Raw genomic sequence first — 22,594 nt, 5'->3', positions numbered from 1 at the left:
GATGCCAGTGAAGTACGGAGACGCCACGGCGTACTGGATCCCCCGCTTTTGCGGGGGATGACACTCGTAGTGAGGCGCAGACGTTGCGCTCATCCAGCTTCCGTTCCCGCCCGTCCCATGCATTAATACCCGCAAGCCCCTACGAGCCGAGTCCTCCCATGATGTCCATGCAAGCCTATTTCGCCTTCCTCGCCGCCTGCATTGCACTGGCGCTGCTGCCGGGGCCGATCGTGACCCTCGTCATCGCCAACGGCCTGCGCCACGGCACGCGTGCCGCGCTCACCAACGTGGCCGGTGCGCAAGCCGGGCTTGCCATCGTCATCGGCATCGTCGCGGTCGGCCTGACGTCGCTGATGGCGACCATGGGCTATTGGTTCGACTGGGTGCGCTTTGCGGGCGCTGCTTATCTGGTCTGGCTCGGCATCAAGCTGATCTGGGCGCCGGTCGAGGGTGTCAATGTCGACGAGCCGCCGGTGCCGCCGCGCGGCGGCTTCTTCCTGCAGGGTTTCCTGGTGCTGCTGTCGAACCCGAAGGTGCTGGTGTTCTTCGGCGCCTTCATCCCGCAGTTCATGGACATGAACCAGCCGCACTTTCCGCAAGTCGCTTTGCTGGGCGCCACCTTCATGGTCACCGCCGTGATGACCGATGCGCTCTACGCCATCGCGGCAGGCCGCGCGCGAAAATTCTTCTCGGCCCGCCGCACCCGCATGATGTCGCGCATCTCCGGCGGCTTCATGATCGGCGGCGGTATCTGGCTGGCGCTGACGCGGGCAAAATAGCCCTTCCATGGCCGGTCCGGCTTGAACCCTTCGCGGCCGCAATGCGTCCAATCGGGCATTGCCGCTGACGAAGGAATTTGCCGTGCCCGATCTCCCCTGGTTCGTCTATGCGATGCTGCTCGCGCCGCTCGGGCTCATCCTGGTCGCTGCCATCGTCAAGACCTGGCAGGTGCGCGAGGCGCGAAACTGGCCGCAAGCGCCGGGCAAGGTCATGACCTCGGTCGCCGAGTTGCGCGACGTCAAGGTTTTCGACGACGACCGCGAGGGGGGCTCTCGCCTCGAAAGCCGCAATTTCGCGAACGTGACTTACGAATATTCGGTCGGCGGGCGGAAGCTGCGCTGCAACCGCATCTCGATCGGCGAGGACCTCGGCAATTTCGAGGTCGCCGAGAAGCTCGCCAAATATCCGGCCGGCAGGGTCGTGACCGTCTATTACAATCCGCGCCATCCCGATCAAGCCGTGCTGGAGCGCGACCTGCCCAAGGGCCTGTGGGGCTGCCTCGGCATCGGCACGTTGATCGTGCTTGCCATCGTGTTGGGATCGGCCTTCGGCCTCAACCAGACGTATGCCTATCTCGCGCATCACGTCGGACGGCCCGATCTTGCAGGGCTCGTGGTCGGCTTCGGCGCGTTCGGCCTCGTCATCGCGCTGATGGGGTATGCCGTGCACAGACAGGCGTCGATGGCGACGCGCTGGCCGGTGGTGCCGGGTACCATCAAGCTGTCGGGGATCGAAGACTATCGCCTGGCGAGCGAACCGGGCGAGCGTCGCGGCACCGAGATGTTCGGCAAGCGGGTGACCTACACCTATCAGTATCAGAACGTCAGCTACACCAATGAATGCGCGCGCGTCGCGGCCGGAACGCCTGATGCCTCCGACGAGATGCTGCGAAAGCTCATGGCACGCTACCAGGATGGCGCGACCGTCGAGGTCCGCGTCAATCCCGAAAATCCGGCGGAAGCCACGCTCGACGCGCGCGGCGCCGGCCGCATCGCCTATGTGCTGTGGGGCATCGCCGCGATCTTCGCCGCGCTGGCGTTGTTCGTCGCAACGCGCGGCGGCTAGATAACCAGCCGCTCCGCCCGCAGCTCCACCTCGATCTCGGCAAAGATCCGCGCCAGCCGCTCGGCCCATTTCTGCTGGCCCGTGTGGTCGGTGATCAGATCCTGCCGGATCTCGATGCCGGTGCTGACGAGGCCGCGCCCTTCGCCGTGAATGGGAATGGTGTAGTCGGTGAGGTCGTTCACCGCATAGGGCTCGTTGTCGCCGACGACGAGGTCGCCCTCTGCGCGCAGATGCTTGAGCAGCAGCTGCGGCAGCACGATGTCGCGGTTGTAGAGCGCGCCGATGTGCCAGGGCCGCGCGACGCCGGCATAAACTGGCGTGAAACTGTGCAGCGAGACCAGCACCGCCGGCCGCTCGTCATGCAGGCGGCGGTCGATCGCGGCATCGATGCGATGGTGATAGGGCTCGAAAATCTCGCGCCGCCGTGCCGCGCGCTCGGCATCCGAAATTCCTTCGTTGCGCGGGATCGTGGTGGCCTCGGAGATCACGGGGATCGAGCTTGCCGCGGTCGGCGGGCGGTTGCAGTCGATCACCAGCCGCGAATAGCGCTGTGCGATCAGATGCGCATCGAGCAGCTTTGCGAGTCGCTCGGCGACGCCGGCAATGCCGATGTCCCAGCCGATGTGTCTGACAAGCTCGCTTTCCGCGATGCCGAGATCGCCCAGCGCGTGCGGCAGCATCCGTCCGTAATGATCCGCGGTGAGCAGGAAGGGCGAAGTCCCCGCCGCATTCACCTCGTGCACGGGCGGAATGTCGTCTTCGCCGAGCAGCTGATCGGTCGCCTCGGCCCTGTGCAGGTCCATCCTGATTGCCTATGAAACGAATACATGTCTAAACGAGTAACGATATTGCACCGACGTCGCAACGTTAGAACAGCATGACCTCCGATCGCCTCTTCGTCTACGGCACCCTGATGCGCGGCTTCGACCATCCGATGGCGCGGCTGCTTGCGGGGCATGCGGATTTCCTGGGCGAAGCGACCTGCCGCGGCCGGCTGGTTCTGGTGAAGCATTATCCGGGCTTGCTGCCGTCCGAGGCAGCCTCCGACATCGTCCACGGCGAGCTGTTCCGGATGCGCGTGCCTGACGAATTGCTGGGCGAGCTCGACATGTACGAGGCCTGCGGCGAGGGCTTTCCGGAGCCGACCGAATATCTGCGCGAGCAGGTCGATGTAACACTGCCTGATGGCGCCGCCGGGAAGGCCTGGACATATGTCTACAACTGGCCCGTCACCGGTTTGCCGATCATCGAGTCCGGGCGGTTTCTCGATCACTAAGCCGACAGCACTTCCTTCACCACGCGCAAATCGACCTCGCGCTCGACGTAGCTCCATTCCTCGGTCCGCCTCAGCATCCCCACCAGCTCCTCGAACAGCGAGGCGTGCGCGGGGGCGAATTCGAACCAGGTCAGGAAGTCGAAGGGCTCGCCGAGGTCGCGGCAGTGATAGAGCTGGCGCGCGATCGCGGGCAGGAAACGAAGACTGCCGGCGATGTGGTGCGACTTGTCCTCGAAGATCTTGCGGCGCTCTTCCTGGGTCAGGTCCCACCAAGCCTGCGATTTGCGGATCGGAATCAGTGCCGCGCTGGTTGCTTCCACCCGGCCGAGCCCGGCCTGCACGGCGGTGAGCTGCTGCTTCTCGGGCCGCTCGGTGTAGCGCAAGCTGCTGGGCGCGCCGACCAGCCGCCACGCATTGCGCGAGGGCACCAGCGGCAACGCGATGGCCTCGCTGTCGGTGACCGACAGCGCCGGCATGAAGGGCAGGGGCTCGCCCGTCACGGGTGCGACGGAGATCACCCGCCAGCCCCCGCTGTGGCCGCCTCGAAAGGTCCTGAACATGGAGATATGGAAGCGTGGAACCGGGCGGGGTTCAAGCTTTCCGTCGAAACTTTCGCCTGTGAATAGCCGGGAGAAGCCACACATGCTTCGTATTTCCCGGGGCCGTCCCTATATGCCTATCCGGTTGGTCATAACGCCCGACTCAGCCCAGAAATCAGCATCATGCGCTTCACGCCCCAATTCCTCGACGAGCTTCGGGCCCGGCTTTCGGTGTCCGAAGTCGTGGGCAAGCGCGTCAAGCTGAAGAAGGCGGGGCGGGAGTGGAAGGGGCTGTCCCCGTTCCAGCAGGAGAAGACGCCGTCCTTCTACGTCAACGACCAGAAGGGTTTTTACCACGACTTCTCCTCCGGCAAGCACGGCGACATCATCTCCTTCGTGATGGAGACCGACGGCCTGCCGTTCGGCGAGGCGGTGGAGCGGCTCGCCAGCATGGCGGGCCTGGCGCTGCCGGCGGTGACGCCGGATGCGGCGCGGCAGGAGCAGCGCCGCCGCACGCTGCATGACGTCATGGATCTCGCCGCGACCTATTTCGCGGAAACGCTGGCCTCGCGCGTCGGCGCCAAGGCCCGCGGCTATCTCGCCGACCGCGCCATCTCGCCGGCGACGCAATTGCAATTCCGCCTCGGCTATGCCTCGCCCGATCGCTTCGCGCTGAAGGAGCATCTCGGCAAGCTCGGCGTCTCCGTCGAGGACATGGTCGAGACCGGGCTGCTGGTGGCCGGCGACGACATTCCCGTGCCCTACGACCGCTTCCGCGATCGCGTGATGTTTCCGATCACGGACATGCGCGGCCGCGTCATCGCCTTCGGCGGTCGCGCGCTGGAGAAGGACGTTCCGGCCAAGTACCTCAATTCCCCGGAGACGCCGCTCTTCCACAAGGGCGACAACCTCTACAACCACCAGACCGCGCGCAAAGCCACCCATGACGGCAGCGCGTTGATCGTGGTCGAGGGCTATGTCGACGTCATCGCCATGGTCACCGCAGGCTTTGCCGGCGCCGTCGCGCCGCTCGGCACCGCGCTCACCGAAAGCCAGCTGGCACTGCTCTGGAAGATGGCGGACGAGCCGATCCTCTGCTTCGACGGCGACCGCGCCGGCCAGAAGGCGGCTTATCGTGCTGCGGACCTTGCCTTGCCCTTCCTCGCACCCGGCAAGAGCCTTCGTTTCGCGCTGCTGCCGGAGGGGCAGGACCCCGACGATCTCGTGCGCTCCGGCGGCCGCGGCGCCGTCGAGGACGTGATCGCGGCGGCCAAGCCGCTTGCCGAGATGCTCTGGTCGCGCGAGCTCGAAGGCGGCAATTTCGCCACCCCCGAGCGCCGCGCCGCGCTGGAGGCGCGTATCAAGGAGCTCGCGAACGGAATCCGCGACGAGGTGGTGCGGCGCTATTACCGCGACGATTTCGTCGAGCGGCTGCAGCGTGCCTTTGCCCCCGAGGGCGGGCGCGGCGGCTTCGGCGGCCGGGGCAATTTCCGCCAGGGTGGCGGCGCCCGCCAATTCCAGCCCCGGGCTGCGGTCGGCGCGAATCGATTCGGTGGCCAGGGATTCGGCGGAGGGTTCGGGGGCGGGCGCCGCGGCGTCCCGGGCCCTACCCCGATACCGTCAGGCCCATACCAGGCGGCGAGTCCCCAGCTGGCGGCGAGCCCGATCATGCGCGGCCAGCGCAGCGCCATCTCCCGCCGGGAGGCCCTGATCCTGCAAATCCTGATGAATCACCCCTGGCTGCTGCACGACCACCTCGAGGAGGTCGCCGCCCTGGAGCTGGCCCATCCCGAGGCCCACAAGCTCCGGGCCGGCATCATCGCCGCCTTTGCCAACGACCATCACCACTCCCCGGACCCCGGCGAGCTTGCCGAAAAGATGCGTGGCGATCTCGCCAAGGGCGGGTTTTCGCAAGTCCTTCAAAGGGTTGAAAACGGCATCACGACGCAAGCCGTCTGGGGTGCCCGCGAGGGCGCGGCCCCCGACGATGTTCTCGCCACCTGGCACCAGCTGGTTGCCTTGCATCGCCAGTACCATTCACTACTTAGAGAGCTGAAGGACGCCGAACTGGCCTTGGGGGACGATCCCAGCGAGGCCAATATGGCGTGGCTGCGTGACGTGAAGGCCCGGCTGGCCGAAGTCGATGGCACCGAGGCCCTGATCGAGGGTTTTGGCGAGCTGTCGGGCCGGTTCCAGAAGAGCGTGTGATGAAAGAATCATGCGGACGGCCGAGGCCGGAACCGCTAAAAGACTCGCCAAATCCAAGGTTTGGCGGCAAAAACAGGGTTAATCGAGGCTTAACGGTCTTGTAGCACTTTGGCCCCCAGGCGGCCGCAGGCAGAACAGACGCGTCAGGAATGAATCCGCGCAATCACTGTTGGCACTTCACCTGCATCCGCTGCGACAAAGAGGCTCACGAAGCGTTAGGCAAATCCGGCGAGAGAAGGGTCGGGGTGGCGAGAGATATGCGCGCCGCCCTTTCCGTGTCGAGATCTGGCGAAGCGAGAGCGTCGAGCAACAGGTTCAAGTGATTTCACGCGGGCGTGGCAACCGTCTGCATGAAGCGCGTTTAGGAGCAATGGATGGCCACCAAGGCAAAGACGCTGCAGGCGAAGGACAAGGAAAAAGACGACAAGGCAGCGGACGCGCCGGAGAAGGACTCCCAGGACGCGCCGTCACCCTTGCTCGACCTGTCCGACGCGGCAGTGAAGAAGATGATCAAGCAGGCCAAGAAGCGCGGCTTCGTGACCTTCGATCAGCTCAACGAAGTTTTGCCGTCCGACCAGACCTCGCCCGAGCAGATCGAGGACATCATGTCGATGCTCTCGGACATGGGCATCAACGTCACCGAAGCCGACGATAGCGAAGGCGAAGAGGACAAGGACGAGGGCGGCGAGGACGAGACCGACAACGAGCTCGTCGAGGTCACGCAGAAGGCCGTCACCGAGGTCAAGAAGAGCGAGCCGGGCGAGCGCACCGACGACCCCGTGCGCATGTATCTGCGCGAGATGGGTACGGTCGAGCTGCTCTCCCGCGAAGGCGAAATCGCGATCGCGAAGCGCATCGAAGCCGGCCGCGAGGCGATGATCGCAGGTCTGTGCGAAAGCCCGCTGAGCTTCCAGGCCATCATCATCTGGCGCGACGAATTGAACGAAGGAAAGATCTTCCTCCGCGACATCATCGATCTCGAAGCCACCTATGCCGGCCCCGACGCCAAGGCCGGCATGAACAATGCGATGATCGCGGGTCCCACCGGCGAGAACGGTGAAGCGCCCGCCGAGGGCGGCCAGGCCGCCGCGACCGGCGCGCCCGCGCATGTCGCCCCGCCCGCCGCGCCGCCGGCGCCGACCCCGTTCCGCGCCGGGCAACCCGCCCCCGGCAGCAGCCCGGGTGGCGAGGCCAAGGATCCGGCCGAGTCCGCCGCCGAAGCGGACATGGACGAGGACGACGAGTTCGAGAACCAGATGTCGCTTGCGGCGATCGAGGCCGAGCTCAAGCCGAAGGTCGTCGAGATCTTCGACAAGATCGCCGACAGCTACAAGAAGCTCCGCAAGCTGCAAGAGCAGGACATCCAGAACCAGCTCGAGAGCACCTCGCACGGGCCCTCGCTGTCGCCGCACCAGGAGCGCAAGTATCGCAAGCTCAAGGACGAGATCATCGTCGAGGTGAAGTCGCTGCGCCTGAACCAGGCGCGTATCGATTCACTGGTCGAGCAGCTCTACGACATCAACAAGCGCCTCGTTTCGTACGAGGGCCGGCTGATGCGTCTCGCCGACAGCCACGGCGTGGCGCGCGAGGATTTTCTGCGCAACTACACCGGCTCGGAGCTCGATCCGCGCTGGCTCAACCGTGTCTCGAAGCTTTCGGCCAAGGGCTGGAAGAATTTCGTCCATCACGAGAAGGACCGGATCAAGGACCTCCGCCACGAGGTGCATCAGCTCGCGGCGCTGACCGGCCTCGAGATCATCGAGTTCCGCAAGATCGTGCATTCCGTGCAGAAGGGCGAGCGCGAGGCTCGCCAGGCCAAGAAGGAGATGGTGGAAGCCAACCTCCGTCTCGTGATCTCGATCGCCAAGAAATACACCAACCGCGGCCTGCAGTTCCTCGACCTGATCCAGGAAGGCAACATCGGCCTGATGAAGGCGGTCGACAAGTTCGAGTACCGCCGCGGCTACAAGTTCTCGACCTACGCGACGTGGTGGATCCGGCAGGCGATCACGCGTTCGATCGCCGACCAGGCCCGCACCATCCGCATCCCCGTGCACATGATCGAGACGATCAACAAGATCGTGCGCACGAGCCGCCAGATGCTCAACGAGATCGGCCGCGAGCCGACCCCGGAAGAGCTCGCCGAAAAGCTCGGCATGCCGCTGGAGAAGGTCCGCAAGGTCCTCAAGATCGCCAAGGAGCCGCTGTCGCTCGAAACGCCCGTCGGCGACGAAGAGGATTCACACCTCGGCGATTTCATCGAGGACAAGAACGCGATCCTGCCGATCGACGCCGCGATCCAGTCCAACCTGCGCGAAACCACCACGCGCGTGCTCGCCTCGCTCACCCCGCGCGAAGAGCGCGTGCTGCGCATGCGCTTCGGCATCGGCATGAACACCGACCACACGCTGGAAGAAGTCGGCCAGCAGTTCAGCGTGACGAGAGAGCGTATTCGTCAGATCGAAGCGAAGGCGCTGAGGAAGCTGAAGCATCCGTCGCGGTCGCGGAAGCTGCGGAGCTTCTTGGATAATTAATTCGGATTGTAGTGTTCGGGGCTCACCCGGGCATCCATCCAAACGAAAACGGCGGGCCGAAAGCCCGCCGTTTATATATCTATCGCTCCAAACGGCTGGACTCAGCTTGGTGAAGCCTAGTCGCTTGTTCGTTGCAACGAGGATGGATGTATCGATGAGCAAAATGACACATACGAAGGCATTTCAAACTTATGGCGTTCAGCCGCGCAACGCGAATTGGAACTGGTCGGGAAGGTCGGCAGACGGCAAAACTGTCGTGGTGACGCTTTGGATGGATGAGTTCAAAGGTAAAGCGGGGGAGATGGTTTATTCGAGGCCCGACCGCGGAGATTGGTCTGATGGTCCTGGCTTTCGTTTCTTTATGGAAGATCTGTCTTGGGTTCGCGCCAATTGCGATGGCATCGTGAGAGTGCTCGTAGCTAATCCCAAGGATGAAAAAGGTCAGACTCGAAAAATCGCGGACTGCTATCCTCGAGAAAACCTCGTTATGCCGGTGACTCACGTCGATCCAACGAGCGGGGCGTTCACACTTGAGCAGGTGGTGAACTGAAAATTCCTCGCCTCACCATCTACTACAACACCCGCTGTCCCGTCTGCGACGCCGGCATCGACTGGCAGCGCAACAAGCTGCTGGCGCTGGTGCGGGCGGGTAAGGTCGAGTTCAAGGACATCAACGAGCAGCCGGACGCGCTGGCACGCTTTGGCGCCTCGCTCGACGACATCAGGCGTCGCCTGCATGCGACCGACGCGGCCGGGCGGCTCATCGTCGGTGCGGATGTCGCGATTGCGTTGTGGAGGCTGACGCCGGGGGAGGGGTGGCTTGCGGCGCTGTTCGGCAATCGCGTGGCGCTGCCGTTTACCCGGTTTGTCTATGACCGGTTTGCCGATCTGCTGTTTGTCTGGAACAAGTGGAGCGGGCGCTGGTGAGCGCCTGCTTGCGTCGTCCTACTTCTTCTTCACCCCGACCCGCTCGAGCCGCTTGATCTCGAGCATTGGCTTGCCGCTCTTTTCGGCGATCTCGCGGTCCTGCTCCATGATGAAGGCGCGGGCGGGTTCGTCGCCGTCGAGGCCGCCGAGCAGTTCCGAGGGAACGCGGCGGTTGGAGCGCTGGGAATCGTCTTCATAGAAGACGTTGAAGAAGGCGAATTCGCCTTTGGGGTTGGTTCCGGGTTTCTTGGCCATGGCGGCTTGTCGTCGATTGGCGGGCCGCAGTCAAATGACTTTGCGCGTTGCCGGGGTCGGCGCGGAGCCGTGGCCGCGGATCCGCTGCATGAGAGACCCTCGCTTCAATAAACGGCGGGCCGAAGCCCGCCGTCTATTTTGGTCTTCAGCGTCACCCGGGGCTGGCGGGGCGACAACCTAAAATAGAAGACTATAGAAGCCGCCCTGCGATGGCAAGCAAATCATGGCGGCGTCGATGTCGCAGTGAGCGGATCAGATATGCGTTGGCCGCGACCTGCGGTTTCCATTCACATCGAAGCAATTGTTTAGACCACCAAATCAATTTGTTCATCTTGCCGAGCCTCGCAATGCAACGTGCATGGCGTGTTGTGTCGGAAGTTGCATCTGCCTGCACACCTTCCCTTTTGCGTGCAGATGATGCGAGCTGACATAGGTAAACCGGCCTCACGCTTCTCGGCATGCGCATCATTTTGGCCGCGTGCGCTGCGCCACCTCCTGCATGGCGAGCCGCGACCCGTGTCCGCCGCTCTGGCCGCCGCCCTCGTTGCGTCCCTGCGCCATGATCGCGCTGCCCATCGCGGCCGAGCCGAAGGTGATGAGGAAGGAGGCGAGCAGCAGCGTGAGCGCAATGCCGGGCGAGCTGTCGGCGAAGATCAGCTCGCGCAGATGCCCGGGGTTGAGCCAGAGCAGGCCACCGACGAGCAGCGCGGCGGCGCAGGCGCCGATCGCGAGGTTGATGGCGAGCAGGCGGAACAGCGGGATGCGGAGGAGAGAGTGCGTTGGCCGGCGAGGACGCTGATAGTTGGACATGGCTGATCGCTTCATGTTGGCTCAACATAGCGCGCGGCGCTGCGGCGCAAGCAACGATATCACAACGCCAGCTCGCTCGTCCGTCATTCCGGGACGCGCGAAGCGCGGGCTATCCATTCATCGACCATCTCTGACGCCCGATGGATTCTCGGATGCGCAATTGCGCATCATAGCTCGCGACTTCGTCGCGCCCCGGAATGACGAGCGGTGGGAGATCTCACGCCGCCGGCGCCGCGCGCTCGGCAGCGTCGCGCGCCTGCGCTGCCTGCTGACGCTCCATCATGGTCTGCCAGAGCGTTGCGATGCTCGCTTGCGTCGGCGGCGCGATCAGGCAGTGGCCTTCATTGTCGAAGCCGCAGAACCGCACCGACGGGTCCTTCTTCACCTCGACCAGCGCCTGGTTGATCATCTCCAGGCAGGTGATGGCCTCGCCGACATCGTGCAGGCGGGTGTGATGCAGGATGTCCATCAGGCGGAAGGTCATCACCGCGGGCTGGCCGAAGCTGATGCCGGGACGGCCGAGCTCGAACAGCACGTTGACGGCCGGCAGCACGCCCCTGATGTGCTCAAGCACGCCGGCGACGTCCTCCACGCTGCAGGCGACGAGATGGGACGCCTGAGGCGGGATGGTCACGGCCGCGCGGGGCGCCGCAAGGCCGAGCGAATTGATCACCTCCTGCTCGATCCATTGCCGCACGGCTGCGGGGGCATTGCGGATCTGCTCGGTGGTCAAGGTAATTCCGGTCATGTGCGTGCTCCTGGGCGGCTTCTGTCGTTTCAGTTTAGAAAGCAGGAACTGAGACAGTTTGATGCGGATCAAGTCTGGTGCTTTGACGCTCGCTGCTTTCCCGGGCATGATCGCGCGCTGCTTCGCAGCCACGATTTTCCCTCATAGGATTGCTCCACATGCTGAGACTGCTTCTCGCCGCCGCGTCCGTGCTTTGTCTGGCCGGCGGGTCGGCTCAGGCCGCGCGCTGCGGCGGCGACTTCAACGCTTTCGTCGCCAGCATGGCGCAGGAGGCACAGGCAGCCGGCGTCTCTGCAAGCGTGACCAACACCGCGCTCAGCGGCGTGACCCCCGATGCCGCGGTGCTCGCCTTCGACCGGCGCCAGCGCCACACCTTCAACAAGAGCTTCGAGCAGTATGTCTCGACCCGCGTCGGCCCTGGCCGCATCAATGGCGGCCGCGCGCTCTTGCAACGCCACGCCGCGCTGCTCTCGCGCATCGAGCAGCAGTTCGGCGTGCCCCGTTACATCCTGGTCGCGATCTGGGGGCTGGAAAGCGACTTCGGCAAGGGCGACATCGGCAAGATGCCGGTGGTCCGCACGCTGGCGACGCTCGCGCATGATTGCCGCCGCACCGATCTGTTCCAGGGCGAGCTGCTCGCCGCGCTGAAGATCGTGCAGCGCGGCGATCTGCCGCTGCGCGACCTGATCGGCGCCTTCGCCGGCGAGATCGGCCAGACCCAGTTCCTGCCGTCGTCCTACATCAAGTATGGCGTCGATTTCGACGGCGACGGCCATGTTGACCTCCGCCACAGCGTCCCCGACGTGCTCGCCTCGACCGCGAATCTGCTCCACACCAACGGCTTCAAGATGGGCCAGCCCTACGGCGAAGGCACCGCCAATTTCGAAGCGATGCGCGAGTGGAACAGGGCGGTGGTGTATCGCAAGACGATCGGCTATTTCGCCGATCGGCTGGCGGGGCAGTGAGAGCGCTGATCTAGGGGGGCAAAGGCGCACTTGCGCCGTGCCCACGTTCTTGGAAGTCGTGGGCACGCTACGCTTTGCCCACCCTACGACTGCGGAGCGCGAGGCAACGCCATCGCGTTGATCACGTCCCCTTCGCCATCTTCTCCAGGCGCCGCTGCAGCGGCGCCCAATACGTTGCCGGGCGGAAGCGCTGCAGCAGGTCCATGAAGCGGGCGTCGTTGCCGATCAGGATGCGGGGCTCGTTCTTCTCGATACCCCTGATGATGCGCAGCGCGGCATCCTTCGGCGTGGTCCTTGCCGCGTTCTCGAACCGCTCGATCGATTGCGCGCGGCGGGCGTTGTCGGTGACGCCGACCCCGGTGCGCGAGTTGCGCGCAATCGCGGTGGCGACGCCGCCGGGATGCACGACCGACAGCCTGACCGGACTGCCCGCCACCGCGAGCTCGTGCCGCACGCTCTCGGAGAAGCCGCGCACCGCGAATTTCGCCGCCGCATAGGCCGATTGACCCGGCGGCGCGATGATGCCGAAGATCGAGGAGAGGTTGACGATATGCGCCTCGCTCCTCGTCTTCAGATGCGGCAGGAAGGCGCGCGTGCCGTGCACCACGCCCCAGAAATTGATGTCGAACAGCCAGTCCATCTGCGCCTGGTCGATCTCCTCGAACGAGCCCATCAGCGCCACGCCGGCATTGTTGACGACGATGCCGAGCGCGGGATGCGCGGAGGTCGCTTCATTCGCGAACCGGGCGATGTCGTCGGGCTCGCCGACGTCGACGCGGTGGATGCTGACCTTGCACGTCGACCCGATCTCCGCGGCCAGCGTCTTCAACCCGGCTTCGTCGCGATCGGCCAGCGCGAGATCGCAGCCGCGCTGCGCAAGCTCGAGGGCCAGTGCGCGGCCGATGCCGCTCGCAGCACCCGTAATGGCGGCAGCGCCGCGAATTGCAGTCATGTCCGTCCCCGGTCAAGCCCCGATAGTGGAACTATGCTTTAGATTTTTTCAGAATGGAACCGAACCCCAGGCGAATTCGCCCCTTAACATACCTTACACAAACAAGAACTGGAGACGGTCATGGGACAGGCACAGCCATTTTGCGCAACTGCACTGATCGTTGAAGACGACGCCATGCAGCGGGAGATGCTGAGCCTGCTGCTGGAAGAAAGCGGCTATCAGGTCATTCAGTGCGAGAGCGCCGAGGCCGCCGAGCTCGTGCTCGACAAGAGCGCAGGCGCGCTATGCCTGATGATGACCGACGTCCAGCTCGCGGGGCGCATGACCGGCGTCGAACTTGCCCATGTCGCCAAGCACCGCAATCCCGGGCTCGACGTCGTCGTCACCTCCGGCCGTCCGCTGATGCAGCCCTTGCCCGACGGCGCGAAGTTCTGGGCCAAACCCTGGGCGCCGCTCGACGTGCTGCGTGAAGCCGAACTCGCGCAGCTGGGCGTGAGCGTTCGCGGCCCGTTGCGCCCGAGCTAGCTTTTCCACCGCGAGGTGGGCTGATATGGTCCGGCCATGTCCTGGTCCTTCCTGCTCACCTCGCTCATCGTCGTCGCATCCCCCGGCACCGGCGTGCTCTACACGCTGGCTGCTGCGCTGACGCGCGGCTCCCGCGCCAGCCTCGCGGCGGCCTTCGGCTGTACGCTCGGGATCGTGCCGCACATGATGGCGGCCATGCTCGGGCTCGCCGCCGTGCTCCACACCAGCGCGCTCGCCTTTGCCGCGCTGAAATGGGGCGGGGTGCTTTATCTGCTCTACATGTCCTGGCAGGCGCTGCGCGAACAAGGGGCGCTGGCGGTGGAGGGCGACATCGGCGAGCGTTCGGTCGGCCGCGTCATCGTCACCGGCTTTCTCATCAACATCCTCAATCCGAAACTGTCGATCTTCTTCCTCGCCTTCCTGCCGCAGTTCATCGCCGCGGACGAAGCCCATGTGCTGGCGCGCATGCTGGAATTGAGCGGGGCCTTCATGGCGATGACCCTTGCGGTGTTCGTCGTCTACGGCCTCTGCGCCGCCTCGGTGCGCGAGCATGTCATCTCCCGCCCGCGCGTCATGGCCTGGCTGCGCCGCAGCTTCGCCGCCGGTTTCGCCGCGCTCGGCGCCAAGCTGGCGTTCGCGGAGAGGTAGGCTCTCCGCCCAATAAAAAAGCGGGCCTCGCGCCCGCCACCTTCACACACTCTCAACGCTGACCCGACGCCCGGGCGGAGCGAGGCTCCACCCGGGCAAAGAAAAAGAAGCCTCGTTACTTCTTCTTCGCCGCCTTCTTGGCCTTCTTCGCCTTCTTCTTCACAGCCTTCTTCGCTTTCTTAGCCATAGGATCCTCTTCAGGGTTAATGGTGAAACGCGACACGAGGGATGCTCGGCGGAGGGCCAGCCTCGCAACATCCTCAGGCGTAAGCTCAGCAGATTCGCAGCTCGCTGCCCCGCGCTGTCACATCTGTGTCATCGCGTTATCCACAGCTCAGATGCATTTTCGGGTGATTTTGGTGCGCGAATCCGCATTGCGGCATCGAGGCTGCGTCGTCGCCAGCATCCCTAACGATCCGCCAACGGGGAGAGCCCCGTTCATGAATCCAAAACCAAAGGCGCGATTTGCCGGATCGCGGTGAGACTCCATTAAGCGCAACGGCCGCATTCTCCCCGCAAGAAAACGGGGATGGGTCATGGACAGACGGCTACCAGGGACGGGGAGCGCGACGCTGCGCATGCCGCACGCGCCATGCTGAACATACCGACGCTCTGGACCGTCTTCGTCGTCAACTTCCTGGCGCTCGGCGTAATCTGGGCCTACGTGACGCGCTCCTATCCGAAATTCGCCGCCGCGCGGTTCTGGATGGCGTCGTCCTTTGTCGGCGCGATCGGGGCGATGACGGCGCTGATCCGACTGTTCGTCTCCTCTCCCCTCCCGCTCATCTTCGGCGCGGCCGGCGTCATCGCCGCGAGCTGCCTCGCCGCCATGGGCATTCAGCGCTTCTATGGCCGTCCCGTCTCATGGCGCCTGATGACGGTTACGGGTGGCCTGAGCCTCGCCGGCGTCGGGGTCTTCATGGTCGGCTTCGAGAACATGCAGCTGCGCATGCTCAGCTACACGCTCGGTCAGGCCCTGCCGCTGGTCCTGGCGCTGCGTCTGCTGCTGTCGCCGCAGGAAGGGCGCGTCAGCCCAGGCGCGCGGCTGTCCGGCATCGTCATCCTCACCATCATCGCGATCCTCGTGGCCCGCACCATCGGCAATCTGCTCGGCCAGGATCTCTCGGCAAAGGCCGGCGGCCAGACCCATGCCGTCATGGTGCTGGGGCTTCTGTTCCTGTCGATGACGCTCAATTTCGGCTTCCTGCTGATGGCGATGGACCGGCTGCGGGCCGAGGTCGCCGACCTCGCGCTGCTCGACGATCTCACCGGCGTCGCCAACCGGCGGCATCTGTTGCAGCGCCTGACCGAGGAATGCGCCCGTTCGGAGCGCAGCGGCGCGCCGTTCTCGCTGCTGGTGATCGATCTCGACGGCTTCAAGACCATCAACGACACTCACGGTCATGCCGCCGGCGATGCCTGCCTGCAGCACTTCACCCTGATGGCGCAGACGCGGTTGCGGCCCGGCGACATGCTGGCCCGCACCGGCGGGGACGAGTTCTGCGTCGTGCTGCCGTCATCGTCCTTGCGCGAGGCCGCGACGATCGCCCGCCGCGTGCTCGAGGTCTGCCGCCAGGATGCCGAGGCCTGCACCGGCAGCGAGATCCCGATCGCGATCTCGATCGGCGTCGCGCAATGGGATCGCGGCATCGGCGAATTCCCGGATCGCCTGATGGCCAATGCCGACCACGCCCTCTATGCCGCCAAGAAGAACGGCAAGAACGATTTTGCGGTCTATGATCCCTCGCCGCCGCTGTCGCCTGAGCCGATCGGACGGGGCGAGGCCGCGCGCATTTTCGCCTGAGGCCATGCTAGGTTGGGTCTCCGTTGGACCCGTATGATGATTGCTCGCCTGCTCGCGGTCGCTCTCGCCGCCTTCTTTCTGATCGCGCCTGCCGCTGCCGGGGATGCCGAGCTCGCAAAGCTCGCACGCGCCTCCGGTACACCCGACATTCCCGGCCTGAAGATCGTCTGGCTGGCGCCCTGGGGTGACGTCCGCAACGCGAGACCCTGGCGCAACATCATCGTGCACCAGACCGAGGGGCCGGCGGGCTCGGCGCGCGGCGGCGCGGCGGAGCAGTCGAAGAACCCGACGCGGCGCGGCGTCACCGTGTGGGTCGAGACCGACGGCACGGTCTATTGGGCGGTCGCCGAAAACCTGGTGCCGACCCATGGCGACGGCGCCAACCGCAACGACAACAAGTACATCGACAACAGCGCGACCTATCGCCGGGTCGTGCGCGACAATTCGATCGGCGTCGAGTTCGCCGGCAATTACCCTGATGTGACGACCGGTCCGACCGACGCTCAGGTCGCGGCGTGGCGCGTGCTCGTGAAGCTGCTGCGCGCGCGCTACGACATTCCCCTCGATCACGTCTATGCCCACAACTGGAGCGACTACAAGGATTCGCGCTATTGCGAAGGCTGCTGGCTCGCGACGCTGGCGAGGATGTGGGGGGAGTGACGGGAGGCGTTAAACCGCCTGCGCCATCCAGCCGAAGAACCGTCGCATCAATCCCGGCCGCTGCGGCAATTCGGGTGGATCATCGACGGCGAGCACGCGTTTGAAGAAGTAATCCAGGAACACCATGTCGTTTGGCTCGGTGACGGTGAATGTCTCCTCGCCGAAGAACACGCTGTAGCTGAAGAAGAACGGCCCCATGATCGGGATCGTCGCGGTCGACGCATAGTCCTTGGAGATCACGAACTCCGACGGCTCCAGCCCATGCTCGCGCATCGCCTGCTCGACCAGCGGCAGCTTGCGCATGAACTGGGCGGAGAAGCCGCCGACGGTGGATTGCAGGATGATCGACACGGCAAGTGCCCGTTTGCTTGATGCTGACCACTCTTAATGTGGTCGGTTGACCGGCGGGGCGGGTTCAAGATGCCTCGCCCGCCTCTGTCCGAACATGCTGGACATCACACGCAAAAAAGCCGGCGTTGCCGCCGGCTTTTTGTCTTCTTCGATCCGCCAATTTCTCTCCGCGGAAACGCCCCGCTCAGTGCGCGGCTTCCAGCGCGGCCTGTTCGGCCCTTGCGATCGTGCCCTTGACCGCGGACTGCACCTTCTCGAAGGCGCGGACCTCGATCTGGCGGACGCGCTCGCGCGACACGCCGAACTCGGCAGCGAGGTCTTCCAGCGTCATCGGCTCATCGGCGAGGCGGCGAGCCTCGAAGATGCGGCGTTCGCGCGGGTTGAGCACGCCCATGGCGCCGTTCAGCGCGTCACGGCGTTCGTCATATTCCTCGTGCTCGGCCAGCATGGCTTCCTGGTTGGGCGAATTGTCGACCAGCCAGTCCTGCCATTCGCCGGCTTCGCCGTCGTCGCGGATCGGTGCGTTGAGCGACGCGTCGCCACCGAGGCGGCGGTTCATGTCGATCACGTCCTGGGCCGTGACGCCGAGGCGCTTGGCAATGATCTTGACCTGGTCGGGGCGCAGATCGCCCTCGTCCAGCGCGTTGATCTTGCTCTTCGCCTTGCGCAGGTTGAAGAACAGCTTCTTCTGGTTCGCAGTGGTGCCCATCTTCACGAGCGACCAGGAACGCAGGATGTACTCTTGAATCGACGCCTTGATCCACCACATGGCGTATGTAGCGAGACGGAAGCCCTTCTCGGGCTCGAAACGCTTCACCGCCTGCATCAGGCCGACATTGCCTTCCGAGACGACCTCGGAGATCGGCAGGCCGTAGCCGCGATAGCCCATGGCGATCTTGGCCACGAGACGGAGATGGCTGGTGACGAGTTGATGCGCCGCGTCGCGATCGTCATGCTCGCGCCAACGCTTGGCGAGCATGTACTCCTGCTGCGGTTCCAGCATCGGGAACTTGCGGATCTCGGCGAGGTAGCGAGAGAGGCCGGATTCCCCATTGAGGACCGGCAAAGCAGCGGTACGGGCCATATGTTGAGCCCTCCAAGGTTCAGGCCCCCGATAGCGGCGGGCCAGGCAGACGACCGCTTTGTTAAAGCCGGCCGTAGCTGCGATGTTCCACGTTGGTCATTTCCAACGCAGGCGCAATATACCTCATCGGAGGGCAAAAAGGGAAGGATTGCTGACGTCACGTCCCCGTGTGGCAGCTATAACTTTTTGTAATGTAACGCTTTTCTTAAAGCTCCTGCGTCATAGCGCCGCTTTCAGGGCGCCCTGAAGGAGAAGCAAATCCTCCGGCAGAGGCGCCTCCCAGTGGAGTAATTCTCCACTTCTCGGGTGTTCCAATACCAGCAGATAAGCATGCAAGGCCTGCCGTCCAAGCGCGGCGAGGGCTCCTTGCGCCTCGGTGCCGAGCTGGTTCGCCTTGGTCTTGAAATGCGGGCCATAGACGGCATCCCCCATCAGGGGGTGCCCGATATGGGCGAGGTGGACGCGGATCTGGTGGGTACGCCCGGTCTCGAGCTCGCAGGCCAGCAGCGTCGCGATCGGCTTGCCGTCGCGCCCGTTGAAGCTCTCCAGGATCTCCCAATGCGTCACCGCCTCGCGGCCGCCTTGGCGCACCGCCATCTTCTCGCGCGCATGCGGATGGCGGTCGATCGGCGCGTCGACGGTGCCGCGATGCCGGCCGGGCACGCCCCAGGCGAAGGCCATGTAGCCGCGGCGCATCGCACCGGTGCGGCCGTGGTCGGCGAATTGGGCGGTCAGCGAGGCATGGGCGAGGTCGTTCTTGGCGACCACCATCAGCCCCGTGGTGTCCTTGTCGAGCCGGTGCACGATGCCGGGCCGGCGCACCCCGCCGATGCCCGACAGCGAGGAGCCGCAATGGGCGATCAGCGCGTTCACCAGCGTGCCGGTCTCGTGGCCGGCCGCGGGATGCACCACCAGCCCCTTCGGCTTGTTGAGAACGACGATGTCGTCGTCCTCGAACACGATATCGAGGGCGATATCCTCCCCCTTGGGCTCCGGTGGGGCCGCTTCCGGCACGTCGATTGTGATCGTATCGCCGGATGTGACGTGATAAGCGGGGTCGCGGATCGCGGCGGCCTTTAGGCTCACCGCGCCCGCCAGGATCAGGGCTTTCAGCCGCGATCGCGACAGGTCGGTGAGGTGTGCCGCCAGCACGCGGTCGAGCCGGGCCGAGCCCTCGCTGCCTTCGACGACAACCTCCAACCTCTGCGCAGAGCCAAGACCCTTAGGATCAAGTTTTTCCATGACGACGTCTGATACCGCTGTTCCCGAACCGAGCCCCGAGCAGGCCGCGCTGTTCGCGCGGGTGCGGCGGATGATGCTGATCGCGGGGTTGACCACGGCGCTGGCGATCTGCGCCGTGCTGATCGCGGTGGGCTACCGCCTTTTCAAGTCGGAGGGAAGGGCGGCCGAGCCGGCCGGCGACGTCACCGCCATCCTGCCGAAGGGCGCCAAAATCGTCTCCACCGGCCTCGCCGGCGACCGCCTCGTGGTTACGCTGGACGTCGGCGGCGTCATCGAGATCCGCACCTTCGACGCCCATACCCTGAAGCCCGCCGGAAAGCTGAAATTCGCCAATGAGCCGTAAAAGGCCCGTCGGGGTCCTTGCGGCGGACAAATTTCGAGGTTATTGGCTAGCCCTTACGCTCCCTTCGTCTAGCGGTTAGGACGCGGCCCTCTCAAGGCTGAAACAGGGGTTCGATTCCCCTAGGGAGCGCCAGCCACTAAGTAGGCCCGTATCACGATCTCGCATGAAGCCGGGCGAAAGCCGGCGCTCCATGTGTCGTCTCGAGAATCGAGAAAGGCCACTCGTTCCATGACACCGCCCGCGAGCGCGACCTTATAGGCCGCTTCGGCGAAGCGCCGGTCGTCGGCGACACGGCTCACCTTGCGCGCCGCAGGCGTGTCGTCGCCGAGAGGGAAGAGCGTTAGCTATTGGACGAGAAGAAGGCCCACGGAACTCTCCGGGGTAAGCTGCCGTCGCTCGGCACCACCGACGTTGCAGATTGGTTCGCAAGAGGACAACACCCCAGCCGCAATTCAAACAATCGTTCCGACCAGGCCTGCGCCTGGATCAGAACGAAGGATGCTCCGTCTTCCGCCAGAAGTTCTGGCCGTTCTCGCGATCATGTCAAATCTTGCTATATTACCGGCACTGCCAAGTCCGACGGCATATACCCAGTCGGACGCCGGATCGGCGAGCGCTCCGCTTCAACCGAAGCGGAAACCCCGAAATCGAAGCCTTCTATGAGACCCATTGGGTCTCGCCCGAACTGTCCGAGAAGCGGCGCGCGCGGCTTGCGGAAGCGGCCAGCCGCGCCCCGGAACTGGTCGTGATCCAGCCATTGAGCGAGGAGTGGGTGTGCCACCGCTGCGGCGGCACGGGCGGCCTGTTGGTCATGGAGGCTCCGGGGCGGATGCGCAGCAGGATATGGGGTGGTCCTGAAGCGCGCTCCGGAGCACGTGGCGGCGCTCGGGCAATCCCCGCAGCAGCCCCGAGGAAGCCAGCATCCAACGGCATGTCGCCCCAGGCTCATCCCAAGCCATTGAAAACCTGCATGCTCTGGGCAACCATGAGCCTGGGGTGATCGCCTGTGACTGGCGTAGCTCTCCCGGCGTTTCGCATCGGTCGTGACATGGCAATCCTGATCCCCAGCCTCGGCTTCGCACGCTTCGACACCCGCGGCGAACTGCGGCTTGCGGAGCGTCTCAAGGACTTTCTCGAAGAGAACGCCGTCGTCTGGCACAACCTCCCTGTCGGTCCGCTCAACCGCCATCCGGATTTCATCATCGTTCATCCCGCGAACGGCCTGCTCGTGCTTGAGGTGAAGGACTGGCGTCTGGAGACGATCGTTTCGGCGGACAAGACGAAGGTCGAGCTGTTGACGAGCCGCGGGGTCGTGCGGGAGAGCAATCCGCTCGAGCAGGCGCGCAGATATGCGTTCGATGTCGTGCGCACGCTGGACCGGGACGGGCAGTTGCTGTTTCCGCCCGGTCATCGCTTCATGGGTAAGCCCATCGTACCGTTCGGCTTCGGGGCCGTCTTCACCAACATCACGCGCAAGCAATTCGAGCAGACCAATCTCAAGGAGGTGATGGCCGAGCATCTCTGTCTGTTCAAGGATGAAATGACCGAGGGCGCACCTCCTGAGGAATTCAGATCCAGATTGTGGAACATGGTTCATCCGCGTCTTGGAGAACCGCTGTCGATGCCGCAGTTCGATCGGCTTCGCGCGCTGCTCTTTCCGGAGATTCGCATCCGACAGATTGCTTTGCCCTTGGACGACGCGCCGGCCGCAGATCCCTCGGACCGTACGCTTGCGGTGATGGACCTGCACCAGGAGCAGTTCGCGCGCAGTCTGGGAGAAGGCCATCGCATCATTCGCGGCGTCGCCGGATCGGGCAAGACGCTGATCCTTGCCTTTCGAGCCGAATATCTGGCGCGTGCGGCGGCAAAGCCCGTCCTCATCCTCTGTTACGCCAATGGCATCGCCGGGCGGCTCGAGGACGCGATGCAAAACAGAGGTGTCGAGAATCGTGTGCAGGTCCTCACCTTTCATTCATGGTGCTACCGGATGCTGCGGACTTACGCGATCGCACCTCCGTCAGAGCGTGACTATCCGGACTATGCAGAACGGTTGGCCGCGAGCGTCGCGGAGGTCATGAAGGCGGTGGATCAGGGGCATATTCCAGCGGAGCAGTATGACGCCGTCCTCATCGACGAGGCCCACGACTTCGAGCCACAATGGCTCGCGCTTGCGGCCAAGATGGTGAACCCGCGCACCAAGGCGCTGATGGTCGTCTACGACGACATTCAGGCCATCTATAGGGGGCGTGAACGCCCGGTGTGGAGTCAGCTCGGAATTGAAGCCAAGGGCAGAACGACCGTACTGAAGGTCAATTACCGCAACACGGCGCAAATCGTTGCCTTCGCGCGGCGCTTCGCTGCGGACGTGATAGGCGCTCCGGGCGTTACGGCCGACGATGAGCATGCCATCCTGTTGCCCGAAGATGCCGGCCGGCAAGGACTGGAGCCGGACGTCCGACGGTGCGTGAGCGTCGACGCAGAAGCTCACTGTGTTGCCGAATGGTTTCTCGACCGGAGAAAGGCCGGCTACGAGTGGTCCCAGCTGGCCTGTCTCTATCCGGAACACTGGATCGGAGGGAAAGTCGCGCAGATCCTGGTCAAGCACGGCGTGCCGATCGATATGACCAAGGACAATCGCAACAGGGTTTCGGTCAAGCGGGTGGCCGTGCGGTTCCTGAGCATGCACTCCGCGAAGGGGCTGGAGTTTCCATGCGTCGCCATCGCCGGCATGGGCTTGCTCGGCCGCCACGGCGAGACCGTCGAGGAGTGCGTCCGCCTGACCTATGTCGGGGTGACCCGCGCGACTCACGAAGCGCTGCTGACGTATTCGACCGAGTCCGCCTTGGTGCAGCGTTTGATCGCGTAAGCTTGGGCCGCC

23 protein-coding genes and 1 tRNA gene are annotated in these 22,594 nt (G+C 64.5%); 15 read left to right on the top strand and 9 right to left on the bottom strand.

Annotation, left to right across the window (positions count from 1 at the left end; translation table 11 throughout):
* Nucleotides 1-158: 158 nt before the first annotated feature.
* Together C7G42_RS10945 and C7G42_RS10940 are read left to right on the top strand one after the other, a co-directional pair.
* The gene (locus tag C7G42_RS10945; protein ID WP_162308369.1) at nucleotides 159-779 is read left to right on the top strand and encodes a LysE family translocator; all 621 of its coding nucleotides are present in this window, start codon (nucleotides 159-161) and stop codon (nucleotides 777-779) included.
* Between the two features lie 82 nt (nucleotides 780-861).
* Complete coding sequence (locus C7G42_RS10940; protein ID WP_106949677.1) at nucleotides 862-1,845, top strand: DUF3592 domain-containing protein; 984 nt, start codon at nucleotides 862-864, stop codon at nucleotides 1,843-1,845.
* On the opposite strand, the gene C7G42_RS10935 is transcribed toward C7G42_RS10940, so the two are convergent.
* Nucleotides 1,842-2,648, bottom strand: a complete 807-nt coding sequence (locus C7G42_RS10935; RefSeq protein WP_106949023.1) for an N-formylglutamate amidohydrolase — start codon at nucleotides 2,646-2,648, stop codon at nucleotides 1,842-1,844. The two genes, C7G42_RS10940 and C7G42_RS10935, sit on opposite strands and share 4 nt — an antisense overlap.
* 74 nt (nucleotides 2,649-2,722) lie before the next feature.
* Here C7G42_RS10935 and C7G42_RS10930 point away from each other — a divergent pair, with 74 nt between their 5' ends.
* Nucleotides 2,723-3,121: a gamma-glutamylcyclotransferase family protein gene (locus C7G42_RS10930; protein ID WP_106949022.1), complete on the top strand. Its 399-nt coding sequence runs from the start codon at nucleotides 2,723-2,725 to the stop codon at nucleotides 3,119-3,121.
* On the opposite strand, the gene C7G42_RS10925 is transcribed toward C7G42_RS10930, so the two are convergent.
* Entirely contained in the window at nucleotides 3,118-3,681 is a 564-nt protein-coding gene (locus C7G42_RS10925; RefSeq protein WP_106949021.1) for a chlorite dismutase family protein, read from the bottom strand. The two genes, C7G42_RS10930 and C7G42_RS10925, sit on opposite strands and share 4 nt — an antisense overlap.
* 162 nt (nucleotides 3,682-3,843) lie before the next feature.
* On the opposite strand from C7G42_RS10925, the gene dnaG reads away from it, so the two are divergent.
* From dnaG to C7G42_RS10910, 4 genes are all read left to right on the top strand, one after another.
* Nucleotides 3,844-5,868, top strand: coding sequence for a DNA primase (gene dnaG / locus C7G42_RS10920; RefSeq protein ID WP_106949020.1), 2,025 nt, complete (start codon nucleotides 3,844-3,846; stop codon nucleotides 5,866-5,868).
* A 374-nt stretch (nucleotides 5,869-6,242) separates the two neighbouring features.
* Nucleotides 6,243-8,402 carry an RNA polymerase sigma factor RpoD gene (gene rpoD / locus C7G42_RS10915; RefSeq protein ID WP_106949019.1) on the top strand — a complete coding sequence of 720 codons (2,160 nt, stop codon included), beginning with the start codon at nucleotides 6,243-6,245 and terminating at the stop codon, nucleotides 8,400-8,402.
* 154 nt (nucleotides 8,403-8,556) lie between these two features.
* Nucleotides 8,557-8,952 (top strand): hypothetical protein, encoded by a 396-nt coding sequence (locus tag C7G42_RS34750; RefSeq protein ID WP_147250240.1) that lies wholly within the window; start codon nucleotides 8,557-8,559, stop codon nucleotides 8,950-8,952.
* A 2-nt stretch (nucleotides 8,953-8,954) separates the two neighbouring features.
* Nucleotides 8,955-9,329: a thiol-disulfide oxidoreductase DCC family protein gene (locus C7G42_RS10910; RefSeq protein ID WP_106949018.1), complete on the top strand. Its 375-nt coding sequence runs from the start codon at nucleotides 8,955-8,957 to the stop codon at nucleotides 9,327-9,329.
* Nucleotides 9,330-9,347: 18 nt separating this feature from the next.
* Here the strand turns inward: C7G42_RS10910 and C7G42_RS10905 are convergent, their stop codons facing one another.
* The 3 genes from C7G42_RS10905 to C7G42_RS10895 form a co-directional block, all read right to left on the bottom strand.
* A complete protein-coding gene (locus tag C7G42_RS10905; RefSeq protein ID WP_106949017.1) occupies nucleotides 9,348-9,584 on the bottom strand; it encodes a hypothetical protein in 237 nt (78 codons plus the stop codon).
* Between the two features lie 465 nt (nucleotides 9,585-10,049).
* Complete coding sequence (locus tag C7G42_RS10900) at nucleotides 10,050-10,409, bottom strand: hypothetical protein (RefSeq protein ID WP_245427642.1); 360 nt, start codon at nucleotides 10,407-10,409, stop codon at nucleotides 10,050-10,052.
* A 202-nt stretch (nucleotides 10,410-10,611) separates the two neighbouring features.
* The gene (locus C7G42_RS10895; RefSeq protein ID WP_106949015.1) at nucleotides 10,612-11,142 is read right to left on the bottom strand and encodes a hypothetical protein; all 531 of its coding nucleotides are present in this window, start codon (nucleotides 11,140-11,142) and stop codon (nucleotides 10,612-10,614) included.
* A gap of 158 nt (nucleotides 11,143-11,300) precedes the next feature.
* Here C7G42_RS10895 and C7G42_RS10890 point away from each other — a divergent pair, with 158 nt between their 5' ends.
* The gene (locus tag C7G42_RS10890; protein ID WP_106949014.1) at nucleotides 11,301-12,107 is read left to right on the top strand and encodes a lytic murein transglycosylase; all 807 of its coding nucleotides are present in this window, start codon (nucleotides 11,301-11,303) and stop codon (nucleotides 12,105-12,107) included.
* 121 nt (nucleotides 12,108-12,228) lie between these two features.
* Here the strand turns inward: C7G42_RS10890 and C7G42_RS10885 are convergent, their stop codons facing one another.
* A complete protein-coding gene (locus C7G42_RS10885) occupies nucleotides 12,229-13,059 on the bottom strand; it encodes an SDR family NAD(P)-dependent oxidoreductase (RefSeq protein WP_106949013.1) in 831 nt (276 codons plus the stop codon).
* A 120-nt stretch (nucleotides 13,060-13,179) separates the two neighbouring features.
* Between C7G42_RS10885 and C7G42_RS10880 the strand changes: the two genes are divergently transcribed.
* The 4 genes from C7G42_RS10880 (at nucleotide 13,180) to C7G42_RS10865 (ending at nucleotide 16,696) form a co-directional block, all read left to right on the top strand.
* On the top strand, nucleotides 13,180-13,584 hold the full coding sequence (locus C7G42_RS10880; RefSeq protein WP_106949012.1) for a response regulator: 405 nt from the start codon (nucleotides 13,180-13,182) through the stop codon (nucleotides 13,582-13,584).
* A gap of 36 nt (nucleotides 13,585-13,620) precedes the next feature.
* Complete coding sequence (locus C7G42_RS10875) at nucleotides 13,621-14,232, top strand: LysE family translocator (RefSeq protein ID WP_106949011.1); 612 nt, start codon at nucleotides 13,621-13,623, stop codon at nucleotides 14,230-14,232.
* A gap of 592 nt (nucleotides 14,233-14,824) precedes the next feature.
* Entirely contained in the window at nucleotides 14,825-16,036 is a 1,212-nt protein-coding gene (locus C7G42_RS10870; RefSeq protein ID WP_199580906.1) for a GGDEF domain-containing protein, read from the top strand.
* A gap of 33 nt (nucleotides 16,037-16,069) precedes the next feature.
* A complete protein-coding gene (locus C7G42_RS10865) occupies nucleotides 16,070-16,696 on the top strand; it encodes a peptidoglycan recognition protein family protein (RefSeq protein WP_106949009.1) in 627 nt (208 codons plus the stop codon).
* Between the two features lie 9 nt (nucleotides 16,697-16,705).
* Here C7G42_RS10865 and C7G42_RS10860 read toward each other — a convergent pair whose 3' ends face one another.
* From C7G42_RS10860 to C7G42_RS10850, 3 genes are all read right to left on the bottom strand, one after another.
* Entirely contained in the window at nucleotides 16,706-17,047 is a 342-nt protein-coding gene (locus C7G42_RS10860) for a hypothetical protein (protein WP_106949008.1), read from the bottom strand.
* 184 nt (nucleotides 17,048-17,231) lie between these two features.
* On the bottom strand, nucleotides 17,232-18,131 hold the full coding sequence (gene rpoH, locus C7G42_RS10855; protein WP_106949007.1) for an RNA polymerase sigma factor RpoH: 900 nt from the start codon (nucleotides 18,129-18,131) through the stop codon (nucleotides 17,232-17,234).
* A 219-nt stretch (nucleotides 18,132-18,350) separates the two neighbouring features.
* On the bottom strand, nucleotides 18,351-19,481 hold the full coding sequence (locus C7G42_RS10850; protein WP_502694206.1) for an RluA family pseudouridine synthase: 1,131 nt from the start codon (nucleotides 19,479-19,481) through the stop codon (nucleotides 18,351-18,353).
* Here C7G42_RS10850 and C7G42_RS10845 point away from each other — a divergent pair.
* The 3 genes from C7G42_RS10845 (at nucleotide 19,372) to C7G42_RS10835 (ending at nucleotide 22,582) form a co-directional block, all read left to right on the top strand.
* Complete coding sequence (locus tag C7G42_RS10845; protein WP_106949005.1) at nucleotides 19,372-19,716, top strand: hypothetical protein; 345 nt, start codon at nucleotides 19,372-19,374, stop codon at nucleotides 19,714-19,716. The two genes, C7G42_RS10850 and C7G42_RS10845, sit on opposite strands and share 110 nt — an antisense overlap.
* Before the next feature lie 57 nt (nucleotides 19,717-19,773).
* Nucleotides 19,774-19,848: transfer RNA gene (locus C7G42_RS10840), tRNA-Glu, on the top strand.
* Between the two features lie 916 nt (nucleotides 19,849-20,764).
* Nucleotides 20,765-22,582 (top strand): UvrD-helicase domain-containing protein, encoded by a 1,818-nt coding sequence (locus tag C7G42_RS10835; RefSeq protein WP_106949004.1) that lies wholly within the window; start codon nucleotides 20,765-20,767, stop codon nucleotides 22,580-22,582.
* Nucleotides 22,583-22,594 lie beyond the last annotated feature (12 nt).

The organism is Bradyrhizobium sp. MOS003 (assembly GCF_003020125.1).
In the GTDB taxonomy this organism is placed as follows: domain Bacteria; phylum Pseudomonadota; class Alphaproteobacteria; order Rhizobiales; family Xanthobacteraceae; genus Bradyrhizobium.
This window is presented reverse-complemented; position numbering and strand designations above follow the sequence as displayed.

Coding starts and splice junctions, on each gene's coding strand:
- dnaG (WP_106949020.1), top strand. CDS start 3,844: ATGCGCTTCACGCCCCAATTCCTCGACGAGCTTCGGGCCCGGCTTTCG.
- C7G42_RS10945 (WP_162308369.1), top strand. CDS start 159: ATGATGTCCATGCAAGCCTATTTCGCCTTCCTCGCCGCCTGCATTGCA.
- rpoD (WP_106949019.1), top strand. CDS start 6,243: ATGGCCACCAAGGCAAAGACGCTGCAGGCGAAGGACAAGGAAAAAGAC.
- C7G42_RS10930 (WP_106949022.1), top strand. CDS start 2,723: ATGACCTCCGATCGCCTCTTCGTCTACGGCACCCTGATGCGCGGCTTC.
- C7G42_RS10865 (WP_106949009.1), top strand. CDS start 16,070: ATGATGATTGCTCGCCTGCTCGCGGTCGCTCTCGCCGCCTTCTTTCTG.
- C7G42_RS10880 (WP_106949012.1), top strand. CDS start 13,180: ATGGGACAGGCACAGCCATTTTGCGCAACTGCACTGATCGTTGAAGAC.
- C7G42_RS10895 (WP_106949015.1), bottom strand. CDS start 11,142: ATGACCGGAATTACCTTGACCACCGAGCAGATCCGCAATGCCCCCGCA.
- C7G42_RS10870 (WP_199580906.1), top strand. CDS start 14,825: ATGCTGAACATACCGACGCTCTGGACCGTCTTCGTCGTCAACTTCCTG.
- C7G42_RS10925 (WP_106949021.1), bottom strand. CDS start 3,681: ATGTTCAGGACCTTTCGAGGCGGCCACAGCGGGGGCTGGCGGGTGATC.
- C7G42_RS34750 (WP_147250240.1), top strand. CDS start 8,557: ATGAGCAAAATGACACATACGAAGGCATTTCAAACTTATGGCGTTCAG.
- C7G42_RS10890 (WP_106949014.1), top strand. CDS start 11,301: ATGCTGAGACTGCTTCTCGCCGCCGCGTCCGTGCTTTGTCTGGCCGGC.
- rpoH (WP_106949007.1), bottom strand. CDS start 18,131: ATGGCCCGTACCGCTGCTTTGCCGGTCCTCAATGGGGAATCCGGCCTC.
- C7G42_RS10900 (WP_245427642.1), bottom strand. CDS start 10,409: ATGAAGCGATCAGCCATGTCCAACTATCAGCGTCCTCGCCGGCCAACG.
- C7G42_RS10905 (WP_106949017.1), bottom strand. CDS start 9,584: ATGGCCAAGAAACCCGGAACCAACCCCAAAGGCGAATTCGCCTTCTTC.
- C7G42_RS10845 (WP_106949005.1), top strand. CDS start 19,372: ATGACGACGTCTGATACCGCTGTTCCCGAACCGAGCCCCGAGCAGGCC.
- C7G42_RS10885 (WP_106949013.1), bottom strand. CDS start 13,059: ATGACTGCAATTCGCGGCGCTGCCGCCATTACGGGTGCTGCGAGCGGC.
- C7G42_RS10935 (WP_106949023.1), bottom strand. CDS start 2,648: ATGGACCTGCACAGGGCCGAGGCGACCGATCAGCTGCTCGGCGAAGAC.
- C7G42_RS10875 (WP_106949011.1), top strand. CDS start 13,621: ATGTCCTGGTCCTTCCTGCTCACCTCGCTCATCGTCGTCGCATCCCCC.
- C7G42_RS10835 (WP_106949004.1), top strand. CDS start 20,765: ATGGCAATCCTGATCCCCAGCCTCGGCTTCGCACGCTTCGACACCCGC.